A 22,518-nucleotide genomic window follows, 5' to 3' on the forward strand; every position below is an offset into this window, starting at 1 on the left:
CGGAGGGTGTCCGGCCCCGTCGACGTCGGCGGGCCCGAAGGTGAATCCCCGTGGTCTTCTCCTACCCCGCAACCGTAGCGAACAGGCCCGTCACCGCGGCGTGAACCACCGGGCTTCCGTAACCTGACGCGCCGTCGGGCGGTTGGTCCTGGCATGCCCGAGACACAGGTCGAACTGCTGCAGGTGCCGGCCGCCGCCGGACGCCTCGCGCTGCGCCGACTGGCCGTCCGACCTGCGGCGGGACCGGCCGTGCTGTGCGCGGAGCGGGTCGGCTTCCCGGTCGCGCCCGGCGCCGGCGAGCGGCTGCCGGAGCTGCTGGAGTGGCTCGGATGGGCCGGTGTTCCGCTCGATCTGGGCCTCCGCAAGGCCGCTCAGCTCTCCGCGAACGCCTGTCCGCTCTGCGCGGAACACCACGCGGAGTGGCGTGTCGTACGCCCCGGAGCACCGCTGCCGGACCTCGATCTGGCCGCCCCGGGCCTCGGCGGGCTGCCGGCGCTCGTCACCGTCCTCGCGGACGCCTGCCTGCGGGCCGCGCTCGACGGGACGCGGCCGGCGGGGCGGCCGGCGGAACGACGAGGGCGCGGACCCGCCGGAGCGGGGCCGCGCCCTGCGCAGGCCGTCCTGATTCCCCGTCAGAAACCCCCGAGGGGACGCAAGGGTGCCGACGATCAGGAGTGCGCCTTCTCATAAGCCTCGCGAATCTGGGCGGAGACCCGCCCACGGGCATTCACGGTATATCCGTTCTCCTTGGCCCAGGAGCGGATCTGGGCGGTGTCGTTGCCGCGGATCGCGGCGCCCCCGCCCTTGCCCCGGCCACGCGCCAGCCGTCCGCCGGTCTTCCGTCCGGCGGTGGTGAACCGCTCCAGCGCCTCGCGGAGCTTCGCGGCATTCGCCTCCGAAAGGTCGATCTCGTAGGAAACGCCGTCAAGCCCGAACGTCACGGTCTCGTTCGCCTCGCCGCCGTCAAGGTCGTCGATGAGGAGATACTGCACCTTCTGCGCCACCGGCTTTTCCTTTCCTCAAAACCCTATGGAGGAAAGGTAACCGTATTCCCGACGGAACTTCAAACCCCTTGGACGAGATCGGCCGCCGCCGATCACCTCGCGGATCGGCGATCGCCGTGCCGCGCACGGCCTCCGGGCCGTCACAGATGCAGCAGCATCCGGGTGTTGCCCAGGGTGTTCGGCTTGACATGTTCCAGGTCGAGGAACTCCGCGACACCCTCGTCGGGGGAACGCATGAGCTCGTCGAAGATCCCCGGACCGACTCCGATCTCGTCGGCTTCACCGATCTTCACAAAGCCGTGCCGGGTGAAGAAGTCGACCTCGAAGGTGAGGCAGAAAATCCGACGTACTCCCAGCCAGCGGGCCGTCTCCAGCAGCTTGTCCAGCAGCCGGTGGCCGACGCCGTGGCCCAGGCAGTCCGGGTGCACGGCGAGGGTGCGGACCTCGGCGAGGTCCTCCCACATCACATGCAGCGCCCCGCACGCGACCACTTCCGCGTCCGCGTCGCGCTCGGCGATCCAGAATTCCTGCACGTCCTCGTAGAGGGTGACGGTGGGCTTGTCGAGCAGGATCCCCTGCGTCGCATAGCCGTCGAGCAGCCGGCGCATCGCGCGCACATCACCGATGCGGGCCCGTCGGATCGTCACGTCCATGCCGGGACGCTATCGCGGTTCGGGCTCCGCACCCGAATCGGCCCCTTCCGGCGCGACCACCTTCAGCGCGGCGCGCAGCGCGTCGCGCTCCTCGGGGGACATCATTCCGAAGAAGTGCACAAGGGCGGTGGCCCGGTTGTCGGTGGTGGACCACGCGTCCGCCATCAACTGGGCGGTATAGGCCTCGCGGGAACCGACGGCTTCGTAGACATAGGCGCGGCCGCGCTGCTCGCGGCGGAGCCAGCCCTTCTGATGGAGCTTGTCCATCACCGTCATCACGGTGGTGTACGCGATCTCGCGTTCGGTTCGAAGGTCCTCAAGGACTTCGCGGACGGTGGCGGGCCGGTTCCACTGCCACATCCGGGTCATGACGACGTCCTCGAGATCACCCAGTGGACGCGGCATATCGCACTCTCCGGCGGTTTCCGTCGAATTCCTCGTTCCGGCCCCCAATAGTAGAGCCGGAATGTCGGATTCGCGCCGATTGTGCGTCGGGTTCGCGCGCGCCGGGGAAACGTCGCTCAGGAGCGCTGCTCGGCGCGCTCGCGCTGGGCCGCCTGGTGGGCCTGGATCGCCTGCTGGCGCGCGCTGATCGCGGCGTCCACGGCCGCGTCCTCGCGGCCCTTGTTGGTACCGCCCTGGTTCTTCAGCATCCGCAGGATCACGATGGTGAAGATCGTCGCCAGCGCGATCGACGGGAACAGCGCATCGAAGTACTGCATGCCCACACGATAGCGGGCGCCTCCCCGGCCTCCGCCGGTGGGGCGCCCGTTTCGGGGGTGCGGGGAACTGCGCGAGCGACCGGAAGGGGCCGGGCGCGTTCCCCGCGGCCCCGGACGGCGTCAGCTCGGCTTCACCAGCGGGAACAGGATCGTCTCGCGGATGTTCTTGCCCGTCAGCATCATCAGCAGCCGGTCGACGCCCATCCCCATGCCGCCGGACGGGGGCATCGCGTACTCCAGCGCGCGCAGGAAGTCCTCGTCCAGCTGCATCGCCTCGGGGTCGCCGCCGGCCGCCGCCAGCGACTGCGCGGTGAGCCGCGCCCGCTGCTCGACCGGGTCGACCAGCTCGGAGTACGCGGTGGCGATCTCCGTCCCGAAGATGATCAGGTCCCACTTCTCGGCGACGCCCGGCACGCTGCGGTGGCCGCGGGTGAGCGGGGAGACCTCGGTCGGGTAGTCGCGCAGGAACGTCGGCTCGTCCGAGCGCTCCTCCAGCAGCCGCTCCACCATCTCCAGGATGATCTGGCCGTGGCCCCACGCCTTGTCGTAGGGGATGGACGCCGCGTCGGCGAGCTTCCGCAGCTGCTCCACGGACGTCTCCGGGGAGACCTCCTCGCCGAGCGCCTCGGAGATCCCGCCGTAGACGGTGATGTTCCGCCACGGCGCGGCCAGGTCGATCTCCTTCTCCTGGCCGTCGTGCCCGGTGCCGCGGACCACCGTGGTGCCCAGCACCGCGCGCGCCGCGTTGACCACCAGCTCGCGGGTGAGGTCCGCCATGGTGTCGTAGGTGCCGTACGCCTCGTACGCCTCGAGCATGGTGAACTCGGGGTTGTGGGTGGCGTCCGCGCCCTCGTTGCGGAAGTTCCGGTTGATCTCGAAGACCTTCTCGATCCCGCCGACCACCAGCCGCTTGAGGTACAGCTCCGGGGCGATGCGCAGGAACAGGTCGAGGTCGTAGGCGTTGATGTGGGTGGTGAACGGGCGGGCGTTGGCCCCGCCGTGCACCGTCTGCAGCATCGGCGTCTCGACCTCGGTGAACGTCCGGTCCTGCAGCGTCTCGCGGATGGAGCGGACCATCGCGCTGCGGCGGTGGACCATCTCGCGCGCCTCCTGATTGACGATCAGGTCGACGTAGCGCTGCCGGACGCGGGCCTCGGGGTCGGTGAGGCCCTTGTGCTTCTCCGGGAGGGGGCGCAGCGACTTGGCGGTGAGCGCCCAGTTCTCCGCCATCACCGACAGCTCGCCGCGGCGGGAGGTGATGACCTCGCCCTCGATGCCGACGTGGTCGCCGAGGTCGATGTCGCGCTTCCAGGCGGCGAGGGACTCCTCGCCGAGGCGGTCGAGGGAGAGCATCACCTGGACGTCGCCGCTGCCGTCGCGGAGCGTGGCGAAGCAGAGTTTGCCGCCGGTCCGGCTCAGCACCACGCGTCCCGCGATGCCGACGCGGTCGCCGGTGGCGGTGTCGGGGTCGAGGTCGGGGTACTTGGCGCGGAGGTCGCCGATGGCGATGGTGCGCGGGAAGACGACCGGGTAGGGGTCGGTGCCGGCCTCGCGGAGCCGGTCGAGCTTCTCGCGCCGGACTCGCATCTGCTCGGGCAGTTCACTGCCGTCCGGGGTCTGGTTCTGCTCAGTCACCGTTCAAGGGTATCGAGGGGCGGACGGTGCCCCGGCACACTTTCCCCTCGGGGGATCTGCGATTCCCCATCGTTCTCGCATCGGGACGTGCGCGGCGGCAGCGTCCGGTCCCGCCCCGCGGCGATTCCGGCGAGGGCCATCGGGACCGTCAGGACGAGCAGCCCCAGCATCGGCACCGTCCAGCCGCCGGTGGCGTCCCGGAGCCAGCCCAGGGCGAACGGGCCGACCGCGGCCAGCAGGTACCCGACGCACTGCGCCATGCCGGACATCTCGGCGGCCCGGACGCCGTCCGGCGCGCGCAGCACCACCACGGCGAGCGCCGCGCCGATCAGCAGGCCGCTGCCGAGGCCCATGGCGATCATCCAGACATAGGCGCCCGCGGTGGGCGCGGCCATCAGCCCCGCGAAGGAGACGGCGAACAGGGCGCTGCCGGCGAGTGCGAAGCCGACCTGGCTGCGGGCCCGGCCGATGAGGACGGTGAGCAGCAGCGAGCCGGTGATGCCGGCCAGCGAGGAGAGCGAGAGCATCCAGCCGGCCTCGGCCCGGGCCATGCCGTCGTCGGTGAGGAGGGTCGGGATCCAGGCGGCGGCCGCGTAGTACTCCAGCGACTGCAGGCCCATCAGGAAGGTGATCTGCCAGGCCAGCCGGGACCGCCACAGCGACGGCCCGTCCGCCTCCCGCGCGGCCCCCGGCGCCGCGGAGGTGGCCGCCGCCGGGCGGTCGGCGCGGGCGCCGCGCAGCTGCGGCAGCCACACCGCGAAGGCGAGCGCCGACCACACCGCCCACATCCCGAGCGTCCCCCGCCAGCTCAGCCCGAGCCCGCCGCCCAGCGGGACGGTGACGCCGGCGGCGAGCGCCGCCCCGGTGAAGAGGGCGACGGAGTAGACGCCGGTCATCAGCCCGGCGCGGTCGTGGAAGTCCCGCTTGATCAGCGCGGGGACGAGCACATTGGAGAGCGCGATGGCGGCGCCGACCAGCACCGTCCCGACGAAGAGCGGGACCGTGCCGGGCGCGGTCCGCACCGCTATGCCCGCGGTGAGCAGCAGCATCATCGCGCCCAGCGCGCCGCGGGCGCCGATCCGGCGGGCGAGCCGGGGGGCGAACGGCGCGAGCGCGCCGAAGCAGAGGATCGGAAGGGTCGTCAGCAGCCCCGCGGCGGTGGCCGGCAGGCCCGTCCCGGTGCGGATCGCGTCGAGCTCGGGCGAGACGGAGACCACGCCGGGCCGGAGGTTGGTCGCGATCAGCATCACGCCGACGGTGAGGAGGGTGCGGCCGACCGGAGGGCTCTTTCGATCCATGGGACTCAACCTAACATCCCATATTTCCCCCTCGGATGGGCTGCCGGTACGGCCTGTCGCCCAGCGGTCCGCAGGATGCCGGCCGATATATGGGAGGTATAGGGTGCCAGGCATGACCAGCACTTCTGCTTCGACCACCACCGCCGGCGGCACGCTCGTCCAGCAGACCATCGGCAGGATCGAGCGGTCGATCGAGAGCGGGGAGTGGCCGGTGGGCACCCGGCTGCCGGCCGAGGGCCTGCTGGTCTCCGAGCTCGGCGTGGGGCGGAACACCGTCCGGGAGGCCGTCCGGGCGCTCTGCCACACCGGGCTGCTGGAGGCCCGCCGCGGCGACGGCACCTATGTGCGGGCGGCGAGCGATCTGGGGGCGGCCCTCAAGCGGCGGCTGCGGCGCGCCGAGTTGGGGCACATCCTCCAGGTGCGGCTGGCGCTGGAGCGGGAGGCCGCGGTCGGGGCGGCGGGCGCCCGCAGCGAGGCGGACCTGGCGGCGATCCTCTCGGCGCTGGTGGCGCGGCGGCGGGTGCTGGACTCCGGGGACATCGACGTGATCGCCGACCGGGACCACGAGTTCCACCGCGCGATCGTCCGCGCGGCGGGCAATCCGCTGCTGGCCGACCTCTACGAGTCGATCGCCTCGGCGGTGCGGGACTCCATCGCGGACCTGCACCCGCTCTGGGACGAGGGCGCGCCGGGCGAGGCCGCCCACGAGGACCTCGCCGACGCGATCGCCCGCGGGGACGCGGGCGCGGCGGCGGAGGCGGCCCGTGCGCACGCCGCGGAGGTCGCGGTGACGCTCGAACGGATCGACGCCTCCGGGGCCGACGCCCCGTAAGGGGCGCGCGGGCCGGAACCCGGCCGGGACCCCGGCCGCCGCGACGCGCGACCGCCACCACCCGGGGGCGGGGCCGCCACCGGGCTCACGGCCCCCTGCACTCACTCGCGCGGTTCCCCGCGCCCCTATCGGGGCGCGAGCACCGGCATCGCCGGATGCCTCCGCCGTGCGGCCTCCGCGCGCGACCGCCGCGTCGCGGTGAGCACCGGAACCCCCGCCAGCGGCCGCGGCGTCCCCGGCGCCGGCCGCACCGGCCGCGGCGCCGGCCGCCGCACCGCCGGAGGCACCACGCGGCGGCAGCGCGCCAACAGGTCGGAGCGGCGGAGCCGCTCCGACGGCGCGCAGGGGCGCGCCAGCAGGTCGCGCAGCGCGGCGTGGTCCTCGGGGAGCGGGACGTAGCCGTTGTTGAGCGCGTCCTCCAGCAGGTCGAGGTAGCCGACGGCGCTGCCGGGCAGCGCGCCGCGGTACCGGCCGAGCTCGTCGAGGCGGAAGGCGCGCATCCGGCCCGCCTCGGCGGTGGCCTCCTCGATGCTGGCGGCGAGGCGCAGATAGTCGCCGAGATCGTCGGGGTGGGCGTCCTCGGGATGGGCGAGCGCATGCGTGAGCGCGCGGCGCAGCACCAGCAGTTCGGCGGCGCTGAAGGCCATCCCTCCGCGGTTCCCATGTGGCGTCGGCATGGCGTCACGCTAAGGGCGTCGCGCGCCGTTCTGACGACAACACGCTTGACCCAGTTTCAGTTCAGGTGATTTTGTACCCAGTTGGGGCTATCGCCCGTTGCCGTGGCCGTTCCCATGGCCGTTCCCGTGCCCGTTGCCGGTGTCGACGTTGCGCTCGTAGACCATCCGCAGGCCGATCAGCGTCAGCCAGGGCTCGTGCTCGTCGATCGTCTCGGCCTCGCCGAGGACCAGCGGGGCGAGCGAGCCGGTGGCCACCACCGTCACATCGTTGGGGTCGTCGGCCAGTTCGGCGGACATCCGCTCGACGAGGCCGTCCACCTGGCCGGCGAAGCCGAAGATGATCCCGGCCCGCATCGACTCGACGGTGTTCTTGCCGATCACGCTGCGCGGGCGGGCGAGTTCGATCTTGTGGAGCTGGGCGCCGCGGACGCCCAGCGCCTCCACCGAGATGTCGATGCCCGGCGCGATCGCCGAGCCCGCGTACTCGCCGCGGGCCGTCACCGCGTCGAAGATCGTCGCCGTGCCGAAGTCGACGACCACGCACGGGCCGCCGTACAGCCGGGTGGCGGCCAGGGTGTTGACGATCCGGTCGGCGCCGACCTCCTTGGGGTTGTCGGTGAGGATCGGCACCCCCGTCTTCACCCCCGGCTCCACGAGGATCGCCGGGACGTCGCCGTAGTAGCGGCGCGACATCTCGCGCATCTCGTGGAGCACCGAGGGCACGGTCGAGCAGATCGCCAGCCCCGACACCGGCCGCCCGGCGAGCAGCGGATGAGCCGTCATCAGCCCCTGGAGCAGCACCGACAGCTCGTCGGCGGTGCGCCGCGGGTCGGTGGCGATGCGCCACTGCTCGACGAGGTCCTCGCCGTCGAACAGGCCGAGAACGGTGTGGGTGTTCCCGACGTCGATGGTCAGCAGCATGGGGCGGGCGGTTCCTTCTCGTCAACGGCGTCGGGGAGCGGGCTCCGACGACCCTACGCCCTCAGGTCGAGGCCGATGTCCAGGACCGGGGCGGAGTGGGTGAGCGCTCCGACGGCCAGGTAGTCGACGCCGGTCTCGGCGTAGGCGCGGGCGGTGCCGAGCTCCAGCCCGCCGCTGGACTCCAGCCGGGAGCGGCCGGCCACCAGGGCGACGGCCTCGCGGGTCTCCTCGACGGTGAAGTTGTCGAGCAGGATCAGGTCGGCGCCCTCGGCGAGCACCGGCGGGATCTGGTCGAGGCGGTCGACCTCCACCTCGATCTCCAGGCCGGGGAACTCCTCGCGGACGGCGCGGAACGCCTCGGCGACGCCGCCGGCCGCGACCACGTGGTTGTCCTTGATGAGCGCGGACTCCGACAGCGAGGAGCGGTGGTTGACCCCGCCGCCGGCGCGGACCGCGTACTTCTCCAGGGCGCGCAGGCCGGGGGTGGTCTTGCGGGTGTCCCGGACCTTCGCCGCGGTGCCCTCCAGGGCGTCGGCCCAGGCGCGGGTGGCGGTGGCGATGCCGGAGAGGCGGCCCAGCAGGTTGAGGGCGCTGCGCTCGCCGGTGAGCAGGTCGCGGGTGGGGCCGGTGACGGTCAGCAGGACCTGGCCGGCCTCGACCCGGGCGCCGTCCTCGACGTGCTGCTCGATCTCCAGCTCGTCGCCGCCGATCACGGAGAGGACGGCGACGGCGACGTGCAGGCCGGCGACGGTGCCGTCGGTGCGGGCGGTGAAGTCGGCGGTGGAGGCGGAGTCCTCCGGGACGGTGGCGAGGGTGGTGACGTCCGCGCCGCCGTCGAGGTCCTCCTCGAGGGCGAGGTGGGCGATCTCCTCGACCTGGACGGGGTCGAGGCCGGCCTCGGAGAGCAGCCCGGCGAGCTGCGGGTCGAGGCCGCACTCCATCGGGTCGACGTCGAAGTCGTCGCCGTGGTCGCCGCAGCCGCAGCCGCCCGCGGCGGCGGGGGCGCCGACGGGGATCTGGCCCGGTCGGCCGATCTGGAGGAGGGGAAGGTCGTCGCTCACGGTCGTGTGGTCTCTCTGTCTAGGCCTGGTATCGGGGCTCGGGCGGAAGGGGCGGGCCGGGGCGGACGGCGATCGCGCCGGCCTCGTCGAGGGTCAGCAGCAAGCGGCGGCGCCCCTGGGCATCGTCGCGCTCCGGGTGGTCCTCGCGCCAATGGCAGCCGCGCGTCTCGCGCCGCACCCGGGCGGCCTCGACGAGGGCGCGGGCCACCAGGTGGAGGTTGGCGTTCTCCCAGGTCTCCTGGGACGGCTCGGCGCGCTTGGACGGCTCCGCCGCCAGCCCGGCGAGGATCGCGGCGGCCTCGGCGAGGCTCCGCTCGGTGCGGACCACGCCGGCGCCGGCGCTCATGGCGCGCTGCAGGGTGTCGCGGGCGCCGTCCGGGAGGAGGGGCTGAAGGGGTGACGGCATCGTCGGGTCGGGGCCGAACGGGGCCGGGGCGGTCTCGGGCAGCTCGCCGGCGGCGATCCGCTCGGCGACGTCGTCGGCGATCCGCTCGGCGAAGACCAGCCCCTCCAGCAGCGAGTTGGACGCCAGCCGGTTGGCGCCGTGGACGCCGGTGCAGGCGGCCTCGCCGCAGGCGTAGAGGCCGGGGACGGTGGTGCGCCCGCGGCGGTCGGTGCGGATGCCGCCGCTGAGGTGGTGGGCGGCCGGCGTCACCGGTATGAGGTCGGTGACCGGGTCGATGCCGTGCGCGCGGCAGGCCGCGAGGATGGTCGGGAAGCGGTGCTCCCACATCTCGGCGCCGAAGTGCCGGGCGTCGAGGTAGGCGCAGTCGGCTCCGGTCTCCAGCATCCGGCTCATGATCCCCTTGGCGACGATGTCGCGGGGGGCGAGCTCGCCGAGCGGGTGGCGGTCCGTCATGAAGCGGACGCCGTCGCGGTCGACGAGGTGGGCGCCCTCGCCGCGCACCGCCTCGGAGATCAGCGGCTGGCGGCCGCGGGCCTCCGGGCCGAGGTAGAGCACGGTGGGGTGGAACTGGACGAACTCCAGGTCGGCGAGGTGCGCGCCGGCGCGCAGCGCGAGGGCGAGGCCGTCGCCGGTGGAGACGTCGGGGTTGGTGGTGGCGGCGAAGACCTGGCCGAGCCCGCCGGTGGCGAGGACGACGGCGCGGGCGTGGACGGCGCCGACGCCGTCGTGCTCGCCCTCCCCCATCACGTGCAGGGTGACGCCGGCGGCGCGCCCGGAGGCGTCGGTGAGCAGGTCGAGGGCGAGGGCGTGCTCGATGATCTCGACGTCGGGGTCGGCGGCGAGCGCGGCGAGCAGGGCGCGGGAGACCTCGGCACCGGTGGCGTCGCCGCCGGCGTGGATGATGCGGCGGCGCAGGTGGCCGCCCTCGCGGGTGAGGAGCAGCTCCCCGGAGTCGGGGTCGCGGTCGAACTCGGCGCCGGCGGCGATGAGGCGGCGGACGGCGGCGGGGCCCTCGGCGGCGAGGGCCTCGACCGCCTCGCGGTCGCAGAGGCCGGCGCCGGCGACGAGGGTGTCGCGCAGGTGCTGGGCGGGGCTGTCGGCGAGGTCGAGGGCGGCGGCGATGCCGCCCTGCGCCCAGCGGGTGGAGCCCTCGCCGAGGGTGTCCTTGGTGAGCAGGACGACGCGCAGGCCGTGGGCGCGGGCGCGGAGCGCCGCGGTGAGGCCGGCGACGCCGGATCCGATGACGACGGCGTCGGCGGGGCGGGCGGGGGTGGCCCAGGCGGGCTCGCGAGCGGGAAGGCGGTGCGGCATCGATGACCCCTTTTCGTCAGTAAGACGATACCCCGCTCAGCGCGGAGTGCGGGCGCGGGGGTGGCGCACCTCACGCTCCGCGCGGCGCACGGTCCGGCCCCACCGGCGCGGGCCGCTACAGGTAGAGGTCGTCCCCGGGGACGGTGTCCGTGCCGGGGACCGGCTCCGCGGGGTTCGCGCCCGCGCCCAGCACCCCGTTCGCCGCGTCGACGTGCACGACCCGCGGCGCGTACGTCCGCGCCTCGGCGTCGTCCATCTGCGCGTACGCGCAGAGGATCACCAGGTCCCCCGGCTGCACCAGCCGCGCCGCCGCCCCGTTGATCCCGATGACGCCCGAGCCCCGAGGCCCCTCGATCACATAGGTCTCCAGCCGCGCGCCGTTGGTGATGTCCAGGACGTGCACCAGCTCGCCCGGCAGCAGGTCCGCCGCCTCCATCAGCCCGGCGTCCACCGTCACCGAACCCACGTAGTGCAGGTCCGCCTGCGTCACCGTGGCGCGGTGGATCTTCGACTTCAGCATGGTCCGCAGCATCGCGGTCACACCTCCAGGGGAAGGTTGTCGATGAGGCGGGTCGTGCCCACCCGCGCCGCCACCGCGAGCACCGCGGGCCCGCGGAACGCGTCGGGCGCCGCCGTGAAGTCCGCGGGATCGATCAGCTCCGCGTATTCCACCGTCAGCCCGCCCTCGGCGTCGAGCACCTGACGGGCCGCCGCGCGCACCGCGGCCGCCCCCGCGCCGCCCGCGGCGGCGTTCCGCCCGGCGAAGAGCGCGCGCGACAGCGCCAGCGCCGCCGCCCGGTCGCGCTCGGTCAGGTAGACGTTCCGGCTGGAGCGCGCCAGCCCGCTCGCCTCGCGCTGCGTCGGCACCGCCACGATCTCCGCGGCGAGGTCCAGGTCGGCCGCCATCCGGCGGATCAGCGCCAGCTGCTGCGCGTCCTTCTGGCCGAAGTAGGCCCGCCGGGCCCGGGTCAGCTGCAGCAGCTTGTGCACCACCGTCAGCATCCCGTCGAAGTGCCCGGGACGGGAGGCGCCCTCGAAGCGCTCCCCCATCGGCCCGGCCGTCACCCGCACCTGCGGGCCGTGCTCGGGGAAGCCGGGGTACATCTCCTCCACCGACGGCGCGAACACCAGCTCGACGCCCGCCTCCTGGGCGAGCTTCAGATCGGCGTCCAGCTGCCGCGGGTAGCGCTCGTAGTCCTCGCTGGGCCCGAACTGCAGCGGGTTGACGAAGACCGTGGCCAGCACCACGCCGCCGGCCTCCGCCGCGTCCCGCACCGCGGCGCGGAACAGCTGCTGGTGGCCCTCGTGCAGGGCGCCCATCGTCATCACGGTGTGCACCGGGCGGCCGGGCCGGCCGTCCAGCGCCTCCGCCAGCCGGCGCTTCGTCGCCAGCACGGCGGGCGCCGTCGGGGACGGTGCCGTCGAAGGCGTCGTCATCGCCCCTCCCCCGTCGCGTCGTTGAGCGCGCCGAGCAGCTCCTCGGCCGCCTCGGCCTTCAGCAGCCGCGCGGCCAGCGCGCGGTCCGCGGTGGCGCGGGCCAGCGCCCGGTAGGTCTCCAGCGTCTGCGGGGCGGCCCGGCGCAGCACGGCGACGTGCTCGCGCACCGTGCCGGCGTCGCCGCGGGCGACCGGGCCGGTGAGGGCCTGGTCGCCCTGCCGGAGCGCGTTGTCGAGGGCCGCGCCGAGCAGCGGGCCCAGCATCCGGGACGGCTCCTCGACGCCCGCGGCGCGCAGCGCGTCCACGGTCTGGCCGACGAGCGTCACCAGGTGGTTGGCGCCGTGCGCGAGGGCCGCGTGGTAGAGGCCGCGGGCCTCCTCGGGGACCCACTCGGGCTCCGCGCCCATCTCCACCACCAGCGCCTCGGCGACCGGCCGCAGCTGCTCGGGGGCGGTGACGCCGAAGACGCAGCCGGCGAGCCGGGCGACGTCCACCTGCGTGCCGGTGAAGGTCATCACCGGGTGCAGGGCGAGCGGCAGCCCGCCGGCCCGCAGCGCGGGCTCCAGGACGTCGACGCCGTAGCGGCCCGAGGTGTGCGCGATCAGCTGGCCGGGGCGCACCGCGCCGGTGGCGGCGAGGCCGGAGACCAGGTCGGGCAGCGCGTCGTCGGGGACGGTGAGCAGCACCAGGTCGGCGGCGGCCAGCACGTCCCGCGGCTCGGGGGTGAGCGGCACGCCGGGCAGCAGCTCCTCCGCGCGCCGCCGGGAGGCGTCCGAGACGCCGGAGGCGGCGACCGCGCGGTGCCCGGCGAGTCGGAGCGCCGCGGCGAGGGCGGGGCCGACGCGGCCCGCGCCGACGACGCCCACGGCGAGCCGCCCGGGGCGGTCCTCGGTGTCTCTCAGACCGCTCAGAGGTTCATCGGGTTCGATCGGGTTCATGAAGTGTTCAGCCTTCCGTTCCAGTCCACTGGTGGGTACCGGACGTGTGCGCCGTCCATGGTAGGTGGTTCCCCGAAGGCAAAATCACGGCGCCACGGTGAACCGTTCGCGGCCGCAGCGCCTCTTCATGGGGAAGGGCACCGGTACGAGGGGTTCCGCAGCGGATTCGCCGTGCCGGGCCCGAAACTGCTAATAACTGGCACATCCGCACTCAGTACCCCACAAGGTCGCACGAAGGTCGTATCTGACATGACGGTCAAGGTCAGCGTGGTCGTCCCGGTCTACAACCCGGGCCCGCACATCGAGGACTGCATTGCCTCCCTGCTGCGGCAGACGCTGCCGGACGACGAGTACGAGACGATCTTCGTCGACGACGGCTCGAACGACGGCACCCCCGAGCGGCTCGACCGGCTCGCCGCCGAACACCCCAATGTGACGGTCATCCACCAGGAGCCGTCCGGCTGGTCCGGCAAGCCCCGCAACGTCGGCATCGAGGCCGCCCGGGGCAAGTACATCCAGTTCGTCGACAACGACGACTACCTCGGCGACGAGGCGCTGGAGCGGCTGTGGAGCTACGCCGAGGAGAACTCCTCGGACGTGGTGATCGGCAAGATGGCCGGCATCGGCCGCTCGGTGCCGCGCGAGGTCTTCCGCAAGAACCGCCCGGACGCCACGCTCGCCAACTCGCAGATCATCGACAGCCTGACGCCGCACAAGATGTTCCGCAGGGCGTTCCTCGACGACAACGGCATCCGCTTCAAGGAGGGCCGGCGCCGCCTGGAGGACCACGTCTTCGTCATCGAGGCGTACCTGCGGGCGAAGCGGATCAGCGTGCTCTCCGACTACGTCGTCTACTACCACGTCACCCGCGACGACGTCTCCAACGCGGCGTTCCAGCGCATCGAGCCCGCCGGGTACATGAAGAACCTGGAGGAGGCGCTCGACCTCGTCGACCGGTACCTGGAGCCGGGCGACGTCAAGGACCGCACGCAGCGCCGCTGGCTGCGGGTGGAGATGGTGGAGCGGATGCGGGGCGGCCGGCTGCTGAAGCAGATCGCCCCGGAGGACCGCGCGCTGTGGTTCGACGAGATCTCCCGGGTCGTCAAGGAGCGCTTCGGCTCCGGCGTCGCGGCGGGCCTGCCGCCGGCGCAGCGGGCCATCGCGGAGACCTTCACCCACGGCACCGTCGAGCAGCTGGAGGCGCTCGCCGAGTGGGAGAAGTCCATCGCCTCGCGCACCTACCTGGAGTCGGCGGAGTGGGACGGCGACGCGCTGCGCATCGCCTTCCGCGCCGAGCTGTACGCCGGGCAGGAGCCGCTGACGTTCCGCGCGGAGGGCGAGCGCGACCAGCTGGTGCTGCCCGCGCTCGGCCCGGAGCTGGGCCAGGTGGACGCCACCGAGCGGCTGCGCAAGCACACCAAGGCCGAACTGGTGCTGCGCGACCGGAAGTCGGGAGCCGAGGTGTACGTCCCGGTCTCCGGGACCCGGGTGGAGCGCAGGCCGGCCGGCGACGGGGACGGCGGCCTGTTCCGCGTGGTGGTGCACGGCGAGGCGACGATCGAGCCGGACCGGGCCGGCGGCGTCGCCGGCAAGCGCAAGCCGCTGGCGGAGTCGCCGTGGGACACCACGGTGCGGCTGCACGTCGCCGGGTGGACGAAGGACGCCAAGCTCGGCAAGGGCCGCGACACCTCCAAGCAGGCGCTGCCCGCGTGGATCACGCGCAGCGGGGTCCTGACGCTCAATGTGGGCGGCCGGCCCGCGGCGGGCGCGCCGGACCCGGTGCTGGCCGGCGCCCCGGCGGGCCCGGCGCGGTCCGCGGGGGCGCAGGCGCCGTTCGCGCGGAAGGTGCGCCGCAGGCTCGGGCGCATCGCGCGGGCCCTTAAGCTGCGCTAGTCAGTTCCGAGCAACGAGCACGACGAGCGACAACAGCAACAGGAAGGACGTGGCGCGGATGCGGCCGCTGGGGATCGACGGGGCGTGGGTGCTGGAGCCGAAGATCCACCCGGATGAGCGGGGCAGCTTCCACGAGTGGTTCCGCGGTGCGGAGTTCCGCGAGGCGACGGGCCACGACCTGGACCTGAAGCAGGCGAACTTCTCGGTGTCGAAGCGCGGCACCATCCGCGGCATCCACTACGCGGACGTGCCGCCCGGCCAGTCGAAGTACGTCAAGTGCGGCCGCGGCGCGCTGCTCGACGTCGTCATCGACCTGCGGGTGGGCTCGCCGACGTTCGGCCGCTGGGAGGCCGTCCGGCTGGACGACGAGACGCACCACGCGGTGTACCTCGCCGAGGGCCTGGGCCATGCGTTCATGGCGCTGGAGGACGACACCGTCGCCATCTACCTCACCAGCGAGGGCTACGCGCCGGACCGCGAGCACGGGCTGAACCCGCTGGACGCGGGCGTCGGCATCGAGTGGCCGGCCGGGGTGGAGCCGCTGCTCTCCGAGAAGGACACGGCCGCGCCGGGCCTGGCGGAGGCCCAGGCGCAGGGGCTGCTGCCGAGCTACGACGTGTGCCAGGAGTACTACGCGTCGCTCCGGAGCCGCTGAGTCGGCCCACGGTCTGCCGCCGGCGCCCCGGCACCCCACCCGGCCCTGCGGGCCGAACGGGGTGCCGGGGCGCCGGTGCGTCAGTCCTTGAGCGCGAACGGCTCCAGCCGGCGGCGCAGCGCCGGCCAGCCGCGGCCGCGGCCCAGGCCGAGGTCGCGGGCGCGCACCAGGGGCGCCCACAGCTCGCCGTCGAGCAGGTCCATCGGCTTCACCGCGTGGGTGCGGTCCATCACCTCGGACGGCACCTTCTGCGGATCGTCGTAGACGAACTCCTTGATGATGTCGTCGTAGGCGTCCTCGAGGACCCGGTTGTCCGGGTCGGCGCCGAAGACGACCAGCGTCCCCGTCGGGGCCGAGTCGATCGGCACCAGCGCCAGGTCGGGGCGGTAGCGCCGCAGGACCTCGATCACCTTGTAGACATCGCCCGTCCAGGCATCGGTGTGCCGGTCGCGGGCCGCCTCGGGGACGTTCCGCGGCAGCATGTCGTCAAAGACGATGACGCTGCTCCACTGCGCGTACTTCTCCGTGTTGATGAAGTCGCGCAGGGCGAACTCGAACAGATGCATACCGTCGATGAACGCGAGATCGACGGCCCCGCGCTTCAGCGGGCCCTTCTCTAGGGCCGCCCGCACACGCGGACGGTTCCGGAGGGGGCCGATCTTCAAGGGACTCCGGGCGAAGTGCGCAAGCGGGTCTTTGCGCGCAAAGAAGTCGTCGCTGGTGGCCTTGACCAGCTGCACGTCACACCGGATCGGCTTCACCACCTTGAAGGCCGGATCGACCCCGATCGAAGGGACGCGCGACAGGGCCAGGCTGCGCCCGTCGTTCACCCCGATCTCCATGTAGTTGCGGGGTCGGTAGACCTTGTGCAGGGTGCGGAGGAACTCGTGACGATGCACCGCGGAACTCCCCAATCGGCGCTGACGTTTCGGTCGTTTTCCCTTGAGACGCTCAGACGGCCCTCAGGGTTCAGCCGACTGTAGTGACCAAGCCGTGATCAGACAATCAAAGGTGCGGAAAAGCCTCCGCAAGGGCTTCCCGCCAGTCCCTGATCGGGTCGATTCCTACCGACTTCCAACGGTCGTGGCCGAGAACACTGTATGCGGGGCGCTTCGCCGGTGTGGGAAAGTCCGCACTGGTGATGGCCCCGACACGCTCCGGATCGGCGCCGGCGAGCCGGAAGACCTCCCGGGCGAATCCGCACCAGGTGGTCTCACCCGAACTGGTGGCGTGCCAGACGCCGGCCGCGTCGGCGGCGGGCAGCCGGCCGAGGCGCACCAGGCGGTCGGCGACGTCGGCCGTCCAGGTGGGCTGGCCTCGCTGGTCGTCGACGACGGTGAGGCGCTCCCGCTCGCCCTCCAGCCGCAGCATGGTCTTCACGAAGTTCTTGCCGTGCGCGCCGTAGAGCCACGCCACGCGCACCACGGAGCCGTCCTCGGGCAGCGCCTCCAGCACGGCCCGCTCGCCGGCGAGCTTGGTGCGCCCGTAGGCGGTGACGGGGTCGGGGGCGGCGTCCTCGGCGTACGGCGCCCCGGCGTCGCCGCGGAAGACGTAGTCGGTCGAGACGTGCAGCAGCCGGGCGCCGACGGCCGCGCAGGCGGCGGCGAGGTTGCGGGCCCCGTCGCCGTTGACGGCGAGGGCCTCGGCCTCGTGCTCCTCGGCGGCGTCCACGGCCGTCCAGGCTGCGCAGTTGACGACGACCTTCGCCCGGTGCCGCTCCAGGGCCGCGAGCACGGCAGCCGCGTCGGTGAGGTCGAGGTCGGCCCGGGCGAGGCCGAGGGCCGGCTCGGCGTCGGCGGCGAGGCGGGCGAGGACGTCCCGCCCGAGCATGCCGCCGGCGCCGGTGACCAGCCAATCGGCCCGGGGCGGCACGATGTCGGTGGTCGGGTTCGTCACGTCGTCAGCTCTCCAGCCCGGCGCGGTCCTTGAGCGGCTCCCACCAGGCGCGGTTGTCGCGGTACCACTGGACGACCTCGGCGAGGCCCTCGTCGAAGGGGTGCTTCGGCTGGTAGCCGAGCTCGTCGTGGATCTTCGTCCAGTCGACCGAGTAGCGCAGGTCGTGGCCCTTGCGGTCCTCGACGTACTCCACCGAGTCCCAGTCGGCGCCGCAGGCCTTCAGCAGCAGGTCGGTGAGCTCCTTGTTGGACAGCTCGGTGCCGCCGCCGATGTTGTAGACCTCGCCGGGGCGGCCGCCGCGCAGCACCTTCTCGATGCCCTGGCAGTGGTCGTCGACGTGCAGCCAGTCGCGGACGTTGCGGCCGTCGCCGTAGAGCGGCACCTTCTTGCCGTCCAGCAGGTTGGTGACGAAGAGCGGGATGACCTTCTCGGGGAAGTGGTACGGCCCGTAGTTGTTGGAGCAGCGCGTCACCGCCACCGGCAGCCCGTGGGTGCGGTGGTAGGAGAGCGCGATGAGGTCGCTGGAGGCCTTGGACGCCGAGTAGGGCGAGTTGGGGGCCAGCGGCCAGGTCTCGGGCCAGGAGCCGTCGTCGATCGACCCGTACACCTCGTCGGTGGAGATGTGCACGAACTTGTCGACGCCGTGCCGCAGGGCGGCGTCCAGCAGCGTCTGGGTGCCGACGACGTTGGTCACCACGAAGGCGCGGGCGCCCAGGATGGAGCGGTCGACGTGCGACTCGGCGGCGAAGTGGACGACCGCGTCGTGCTCGGCGACCAGCCGGTCGACCAGCTCGGGGTCGGTGATGTCGCCCTGCACGAAGCGGAATCGGGCGGAGTCGCGGACCGGGTCGAGGTTCGCGGGGTTGCCGGCGTAGGTGAGGGCGTCCAGGACGGTGATCGACTCGGTGGCCTCCGGGTCGGAGAGCACCCGCCGCACGAACTGCGAGCCGATGAAGCCGGCTCCGCCGGTGACAAGGACCTTCTGACTGCTGCTCATGAGGAAATCTGTACCTTGCTGTTGTCGCCGAGCACCAGTCGGTGCGCCTGCGGGACATTGGGGGCGGGCGTGACCTCGGCGCTGCGGCCGATGAGCGAGGACTCGATGCGCCCGTTGACTCCGCGGATCGAGGCGCCCTCCAGCAGGATGGAGTACTCGATCTCGCTGTCCTCGATGACGCAGTCCTCGGCGATCGAGGTGTAGGCCCCGATGAAGGAGCCGGTGACGCGGGCGCCCGCCCCGATGATGGCAGGTCCGACGATCCGGCTGCGCTCCACGACGGCCCCGGGCTCCACGACGACGCGGCCGATCAGCTCGGTCGCGGCGTCGACGCTGCCCTCGACCTTGCCGTCCACGGCCTCCAGGCAGGTGCGGTTCACCTCGAGCATCTCGGTGACGTTGCCGGTGTCCTTCCAGTAGCCGGTGAGCTGGCTGGACTTGACGTTGAAGCCCTGGTCGATCAGCCACTGGATGGCGTGGGTGATCTCCAGCTCGCCGCGCGCGGAGGGCTCGATGGAGCGGACGGCCTCGTGGACGGCGGGCGTGAAGAGGTAGACGCCGACGAGGGCCAGGTCGCTCTTGGGCTGCTGGGGCTTCTCCTCCAGGTTGACGACCCGGCCGTCGGGGGCCAGTTCGGCGACGCCGAAGGCGCGCGGGTCGGGCACCTGGGTGAGCAGGATCTGGGCGTCCGGGCGGTCGGCGTGGAAGCCCTCCACCAGGTTGCGGATGCCGCCGATGATGAAGTTGTCGCCGAGGTACATCACGAAGTCGTCGTCGCCGAGGAAGTCCTTGGCGATCAGGACCGCGTGCGCCAGGCCGAGCGGCTTCTCCTGGGGAATGTAGGTGACGTCGATGCCGAACCGGGAGCCGTCGCCGACCGCGGCGCGGATCTCCGGGGCGGTGTCGCCCACGATCACGCCGACATCGGTGATCCCGGCCGCGGCGATCGACTCCAGGACATGGAAGAGGACCGGCTTGTTGGCGACGGGGACCAGCTGCTTCGCTGAGGTGTGCGTGATCGGGCGCAGACGCGTTCCCGATCCGCCGGAGAGGACCAGAGCCTTCATCCGTCCCACGATATCGATAAGGAAAAAGTAAGGGCGTGTCGGAAGGCTCGGGATGGTTGCCTCTCCGCGCACATTCAGTCGAATTTCATACTGGCAAAGTGCGGGGCGCGCCGTTTCAACGATTCACTTGGGTCCGCCGGCCCGCACCAGCCCCGTCTCGTAGGCCAGCACGACTGCCTGCACCCGGTCGCGCAGCTCCAGTTTGGTGAGGATCCGCCCCACGTGCGTCTTCACCGTCGCCTCCGAGAGCACCAGGCGGGCGGCGATCTCCCCGTTCGACAGGCCCTGCGCCACCAGCAGCAGCACCTCCCGCTCACGGTCCGTCAGCCGCTCCACCGCCCGGTCGGCCGGCGTCGGGCCGGGGCCGGTCGGCATCAGCGGCACGAAGGTGTCGATCAGCCGGCGGGTGGTGGACGGCGCCACCACCGCGTCGCCGGAGTGCACCGAGCGGATCGCGGTGAGCAGCTCCTCCGGCGGCACGTCCTTGAGCAGGAAGCCGGAGGCGCCCGCCTTCAGCGCCGAGAACGCGTACTCGTCGAGGTCGAAGGTGGTGAGCATGAGGACCTTGGGGCCGCCCTCGCGGCTCCTGGGGTCCTCGCCGCAGATCCGGCGGGTGGCGTCCAGGCCGTCCATCCGCGGCATCCGGACGTCCATCAGCACCACGTCCACCGCGGTCGCCCGCAGCACCTCCAGCGCCTCGGCACCGTCCCCCGCCTCGGCCACCACCTCCATGTCGGGCTGGGCGTCCAGCACCATCCGGAAGCCGGTGCGCAGCAGCGCCTGGTCGTCGACGAGCATCACGCGGATCGCCACGGCGGGATTCGCTCCTTCGAGTGAGAGGGGTTCACACACGTACGGGGGACTTCGGATCAAGTGTGCGGTGCGGCGGCCGGCAGCGGGAGCACCGCCCTGGTGCGGAAGCCACCGCCGGGGCGCGGCCCGGCCGAGAAGGTGCCGCCCACCATCCCCACCCGCTCCCGCATCCCGATCAGGCCGTGGCCCAGGCCGTCCGCACCGCCGCGGTCGTGCAGGGCGGCCGCCGCGCCCCGCCCGTCGTCCTCCACGGTGAGGTCCAGCTCGCTGTCCCCGTAGTACAGGTGGACGGCGGCCGCCGCGTTGGGCCCGCCGTGCTTGCGGGTGTTGGTGAGCGCCTCCTGGACGATCCGGAAGACGGTCAGCTCGATGCCGCGGGAGAGCGGGCGGACCTCCCCGTCCACCGAGAACTCCACCGGCAGGCCGGCGCCGCGCACCTGCTCCAGCAGATCGCCGATCTGCTCCACGCCCGGCTGCGGCACGAACTCGATGGCCTCCTCGGAGCGCAGCACGCCCAGCAGCCGGCGCATCTCGGTGAGCGCCTGGCGGCCGGTGCCGGCGATGGTGTCCAGCGCCTCCTTGGCCTGCTCGGGCGCCTGGTCGAGGACGAACTTGGCGCCGTCGGCCTGAACCACCATCACCGAGACGTTGTGGGCCACCACATCGTGCAGCTCGCGGGCGATCCGGGCGCGCTCGGCGGCGGCCGCCACCTTGGTCTGGGCGTCCCGCTCGCGCTCCAGCCGGCGGGCGCGGTCCTCCAGGGAGGCGTAGTAGGCGCGGCGGGTGCGGGTCAGGTCGCCGAGCGCCCAGGCGACCACGAACGGCGCGGCCGACAGGATCGCTCCGATGACCATGCCCCAGAAGTCGTTGAGCGCGGTGGGGCTGCTGAACCGGATCGCGGACGCCGGGCCGGCGAGCGCCCCGCACACCAGCGCGGTGCGGGAGAGCCAGCGGGGGCCGTATCCGGCCGCGTTGTAGACCATGGCGAGGGCGCCGAGATCGGCGAAGACGAAGCCGACGCCGGTCGCCAACTGGACGATGCCGACGGCCAGCACGGCGAAGCCGGTGAGCACCGGGTAGCGGCGCTTGACCGTGATGGCCGCGCTGATCACCGCGGCGAAGACCAGGGCCAGCACGGAGTGGACCGGGCCGTAGCGGTGGCCGTCGGGCCCGGCGTACCCGTGCCGGAACGACAGGTACTGCATGACCACCTGGACAACGCTGATGAACATCAGGCCGATGGCCCAGATGCCGTCCACCACGATGGGGTGGGTTCTCAGCCAGGTGTAGAAGCGGTGCACCGCTCCAGCGTAGGGAGCCCGGCGGCCCGAAGCAGTCGTCCGGCGGATGATCCTGGGATACTCCGCAGGTCGGAGTCCGGGAAAGATCGGATGAGCGTGGGGTCGGGGTCGGATGGGGTGCCGGTGAGGGTCGGGTGGCGCAGGGCGATGGCGGACGCCCTCTACGGGCCGGGCGGCTTCTACCGCGCCGGAGCGGGGCCGTCCGGACATTTCCGGACCTCGGTGCACGCCGCGCCGGAGCTCTTCGCGGGCGCGGTGGCCCGGCTGCTGGCCGAGGTGGACGAGCGGCTGGGGCGCCCCGCCGAGCTGGGCTTCGTCGATGTGGGCGCCGGGCGCGGCGAGCTGGCCGGGGCGGTGGCGGCGCTGCTCGCCGGGACGGAGCGGGGGGCGCGGCTGCGGGCGGTGGCGGTCGAGGTCGGGCCGGCGGCGGACGTCCCCGGGGTGGAGTGGCGGACGGAGCTGCCCGCGCCGGGCAGCGTCACCGGGCTGGTCTTCGCCAACGAGTGGCTGGACAACGTGCCGCTGGAGGTGTGCGAGCGGGACGGCGGAGCGGCGGAAGGCGGGGCGGCGGGCGGGCTGCGGTACGTCGAGGTGGATCCGGAGACGGGGGAGGAGTCTCCCGGCGGGCCCGCGTCGGCGCGGGACGCGGCGTGGGCGGCGCGGTGGTGGCCGTCCGGCCGCCGGGTGGAGATCGGCCGGACCCGGGACGAGGCGTGGGCGCGGGCGGTCGCGGTGCTGGAGCGCGGCACGGCGGTGGCCGTCGACTACGGGCATCTGGCGGAGGAGCGGCCGCCGCGGGGGACGCTGACGGCGTTTCGGGACGGGCGGGAGCTGACGGGGCGTCCGGTGCCGGACGGCTCCTGCGATGTGACGGCGCATGTCGCGGTGGACGCGCTGGGGGGTTCGCGGGTGCGTCAGCGGGAGGCGCTGCGGGAGCTGGGGGTGTCGGGGGCGCGTCCGCCGCTGGGGACGGCGACGCGGGATCCGCGGGGGTACGTGGC

General features: G+C 73.1%; 24 protein-coding genes. 5 read left to right on the forward strand and 19 right to left on the reverse strand.

Annotated elements, in window-relative coordinates; genetic code table 11:
- Positions 1 to 153 precede the first annotated feature (153 nt).
- A complete protein-coding gene (locus BIV57_RS11975) occupies positions 154 to 690 on the forward strand; it encodes a hypothetical protein (protein ID WP_071656731.1) in 537 nt (178 codons plus the stop codon).
- On the opposite strand, the gene BIV57_RS11980 is transcribed toward BIV57_RS11975, so the two are convergent.
- The 6 genes from BIV57_RS11980 to BIV57_RS12005 all read right to left on the reverse strand — a co-directional run bounded on the left by BIV57_RS11980 (position 669) and on the right by BIV57_RS12005 (position 5,312).
- Positions 669 to 1,004: a histone-like nucleoid-structuring protein Lsr2 gene (locus BIV57_RS11980; RefSeq protein WP_071656732.1), complete on the reverse strand. Its 336-nt coding sequence runs from the start codon at positions 1,002 to 1,004 to the stop codon at positions 669 to 671. The two genes, BIV57_RS11975 and BIV57_RS11980, sit on opposite strands and share 22 nt — an antisense overlap.
- Before the next feature lie 140 nt (positions 1,005 to 1,144).
- Positions 1,145 to 1,657, reverse strand: coding sequence for an amino-acid N-acetyltransferase (locus BIV57_RS11985; protein ID WP_071656733.1), 513 nt, complete (start codon positions 1,655 to 1,657; stop codon positions 1,145 to 1,147).
- 9 nt (positions 1,658 to 1,666) lie between these two features.
- Positions 1,667 to 2,062, reverse strand: coding sequence for a BlaI/MecI/CopY family transcriptional regulator (locus BIV57_RS11990; protein WP_071656734.1), 396 nt, complete (start codon positions 2,060 to 2,062; stop codon positions 1,667 to 1,669).
- 116 nt (positions 2,063 to 2,178) lie between these two features.
- The gene (locus BIV57_RS11995) at positions 2,179 to 2,379 is read right to left on the reverse strand and encodes a hypothetical protein (protein ID WP_071656735.1); all 201 of its coding nucleotides are present in this window, start codon (positions 2,377 to 2,379) and stop codon (positions 2,179 to 2,181) included.
- 120 nt (positions 2,380 to 2,499) lie between these two features.
- Positions 2,500 to 4,014, reverse strand: coding sequence for a bifunctional lysylphosphatidylglycerol synthetase/lysine--tRNA ligase LysX (gene lysX / locus BIV57_RS12000; RefSeq protein WP_071656736.1), 1,515 nt, complete (start codon positions 4,012 to 4,014; stop codon positions 2,500 to 2,502).
- The gene (locus tag BIV57_RS12005) at positions 4,011 to 5,312 is read right to left on the reverse strand and encodes a CynX/NimT family MFS transporter (protein WP_071656737.1); all 1,302 of its coding nucleotides are present in this window, start codon (positions 5,310 to 5,312) and stop codon (positions 4,011 to 4,013) included. Before BIV57_RS12005 ends, lysX begins: the two co-directional genes overlap by 4 nt.
- A 112-nt stretch (positions 5,313 to 5,424) precedes the next feature.
- Between BIV57_RS12005 and BIV57_RS12010 the strand changes: the two genes are divergently transcribed.
- Positions 5,425 to 6,144, forward strand: coding sequence for a FadR/GntR family transcriptional regulator (locus BIV57_RS12010; RefSeq protein ID WP_071656738.1), 720 nt, complete (start codon positions 5,425 to 5,427; stop codon positions 6,142 to 6,144).
- A 125-nt stretch (positions 6,145 to 6,269) separates the two neighbouring features.
- Here the strand turns inward: BIV57_RS12010 and BIV57_RS12015 are convergent, their stop codons facing one another.
- The 7 genes from BIV57_RS12015 to BIV57_RS12045 form a co-directional block, all read right to left on the reverse strand.
- The gene (locus BIV57_RS12015) at positions 6,270 to 6,821 is read right to left on the reverse strand and encodes a hypothetical protein (RefSeq protein ID WP_139275615.1); all 552 of its coding nucleotides are present in this window, start codon (positions 6,819 to 6,821) and stop codon (positions 6,270 to 6,272) included.
- An 87-nt stretch (positions 6,822 to 6,908) separates the two neighbouring features.
- A complete protein-coding gene (locus BIV57_RS12020; RefSeq protein WP_071656740.1) occupies positions 6,909 to 7,742 on the reverse strand; it encodes a type III pantothenate kinase in 834 nt (277 codons plus the stop codon).
- A gap of 53 nt (positions 7,743 to 7,795) precedes the next feature.
- Positions 7,796 to 8,803, reverse strand: a complete 1,008-nt coding sequence (gene nadC / locus BIV57_RS12025; RefSeq protein ID WP_071656741.1) for a carboxylating nicotinate-nucleotide diphosphorylase — start codon at positions 8,801 to 8,803, stop codon at positions 7,796 to 7,798.
- Between the two features lie 19 nt (positions 8,804 to 8,822).
- The gene (locus tag BIV57_RS12030) at positions 8,823 to 10,520 is read right to left on the reverse strand and encodes an L-aspartate oxidase (protein ID WP_071656742.1); all 1,698 of its coding nucleotides are present in this window, start codon (positions 10,518 to 10,520) and stop codon (positions 8,823 to 8,825) included.
- Positions 10,521 to 10,635: 115 nt separating this feature from the next.
- Positions 10,636 to 11,052 (reverse strand): aspartate 1-decarboxylase, encoded by a 417-nt coding sequence (gene panD / locus BIV57_RS12035; protein ID WP_071656756.1) that lies wholly within the window; start codon positions 11,050 to 11,052, stop codon positions 10,636 to 10,638.
- A gap of 5 nt (positions 11,053 to 11,057) precedes the next feature.
- A complete protein-coding gene (gene panC, locus BIV57_RS12040) occupies positions 11,058 to 11,957 on the reverse strand; it encodes a pantoate--beta-alanine ligase (RefSeq protein WP_071656743.1) in 900 nt (299 codons plus the stop codon).
- Positions 11,954 to 12,895, reverse strand: coding sequence for a Rossmann-like and DUF2520 domain-containing protein (locus BIV57_RS12045; protein WP_071656744.1), 942 nt, complete (start codon positions 12,893 to 12,895; stop codon positions 11,954 to 11,956). Before BIV57_RS12045 ends, panC begins: the two co-directional genes overlap by 4 nt.
- A gap of 249 nt (positions 12,896 to 13,144) precedes the next feature.
- Here BIV57_RS12045 and BIV57_RS12050 point away from each other — a divergent pair, with 249 nt between their 5' ends.
- Both BIV57_RS12050 and BIV57_RS12055 read left to right on the forward strand, forming a co-directional pair.
- On the forward strand, positions 13,145 to 14,788 hold the full coding sequence (locus BIV57_RS12050) for a glycosyltransferase family 2 protein (protein WP_071656745.1): 1,644 nt from the start codon (positions 13,145 to 13,147) through the stop codon (positions 14,786 to 14,788).
- A gap of 58 nt (positions 14,789 to 14,846) precedes the next feature.
- Positions 14,847 to 15,443: a dTDP-4-dehydrorhamnose 3,5-epimerase family protein gene (locus BIV57_RS12055; protein ID WP_071656746.1), complete on the forward strand. Its 597-nt coding sequence runs from the start codon at positions 14,847 to 14,849 to the stop codon at positions 15,441 to 15,443.
- Between the two features lie 80 nt (positions 15,444 to 15,523).
- On the opposite strand, the gene BIV57_RS12060 is transcribed toward BIV57_RS12055, so the two are convergent.
- The 6 genes from BIV57_RS12060 to BIV57_RS12085 form a co-directional block, all read right to left on the reverse strand.
- Positions 15,524 to 16,342: a class I SAM-dependent methyltransferase gene (locus BIV57_RS12060; protein ID WP_071656747.1), complete on the reverse strand. Its 819-nt coding sequence runs from the start codon at positions 16,340 to 16,342 to the stop codon at positions 15,524 to 15,526.
- Positions 16,343 to 16,448: 106 nt separating this feature from the next.
- Positions 16,449 to 17,339 (reverse strand): dTDP-4-dehydrorhamnose reductase, encoded by an 891-nt coding sequence (gene rfbD / locus BIV57_RS12065; protein ID WP_265736989.1) that lies wholly within the window; start codon positions 17,337 to 17,339, stop codon positions 16,449 to 16,451.
- 4 nt (positions 17,340 to 17,343) lie between these two features.
- Complete coding sequence (rfbB, locus tag BIV57_RS12070; protein ID WP_071656748.1) at positions 17,344 to 18,336, reverse strand: dTDP-glucose 4,6-dehydratase; 993 nt, start codon at positions 18,334 to 18,336, stop codon at positions 17,344 to 17,346.
- The gene (locus BIV57_RS12075) at positions 18,333 to 19,403 is read right to left on the reverse strand and encodes a glucose-1-phosphate thymidylyltransferase (protein ID WP_071656749.1); all 1,071 of its coding nucleotides are present in this window, start codon (positions 19,401 to 19,403) and stop codon (positions 18,333 to 18,335) included. Before BIV57_RS12075 ends, rfbB begins: the two co-directional genes overlap by 4 nt.
- Positions 19,404 to 19,526: 123 nt before the next feature.
- Positions 19,527 to 20,216: a response regulator gene (locus BIV57_RS12080; RefSeq protein ID WP_071656750.1), complete on the reverse strand. Its 690-nt coding sequence runs from the start codon at positions 20,214 to 20,216 to the stop codon at positions 19,527 to 19,529.
- Between the two features lie 56 nt (positions 20,217 to 20,272).
- Entirely contained in the window at positions 20,273 to 21,517 is a 1,245-nt protein-coding gene (locus tag BIV57_RS12085) for a sensor histidine kinase (RefSeq protein ID WP_071656751.1), read from the reverse strand.
- A gap of 147 nt (positions 21,518 to 21,664) precedes the next feature.
- On the opposite strand from BIV57_RS12085, the gene BIV57_RS12090 reads away from it, so the two are divergent.
- Positions 21,665 to 22,518: SAM-dependent methyltransferase (locus BIV57_RS12090; RefSeq protein WP_071656752.1), on the forward strand; the 854-nt coding region annotated here is incomplete at its 3' end.

Source organism: Mangrovactinospora gilvigrisea, assembly GCF_001879105.1.
Classification (GTDB): domain Bacteria; phylum Actinomycetota; class Actinomycetes; order Streptomycetales; family Streptomycetaceae; genus Mangrovactinospora; species Mangrovactinospora gilvigrisea.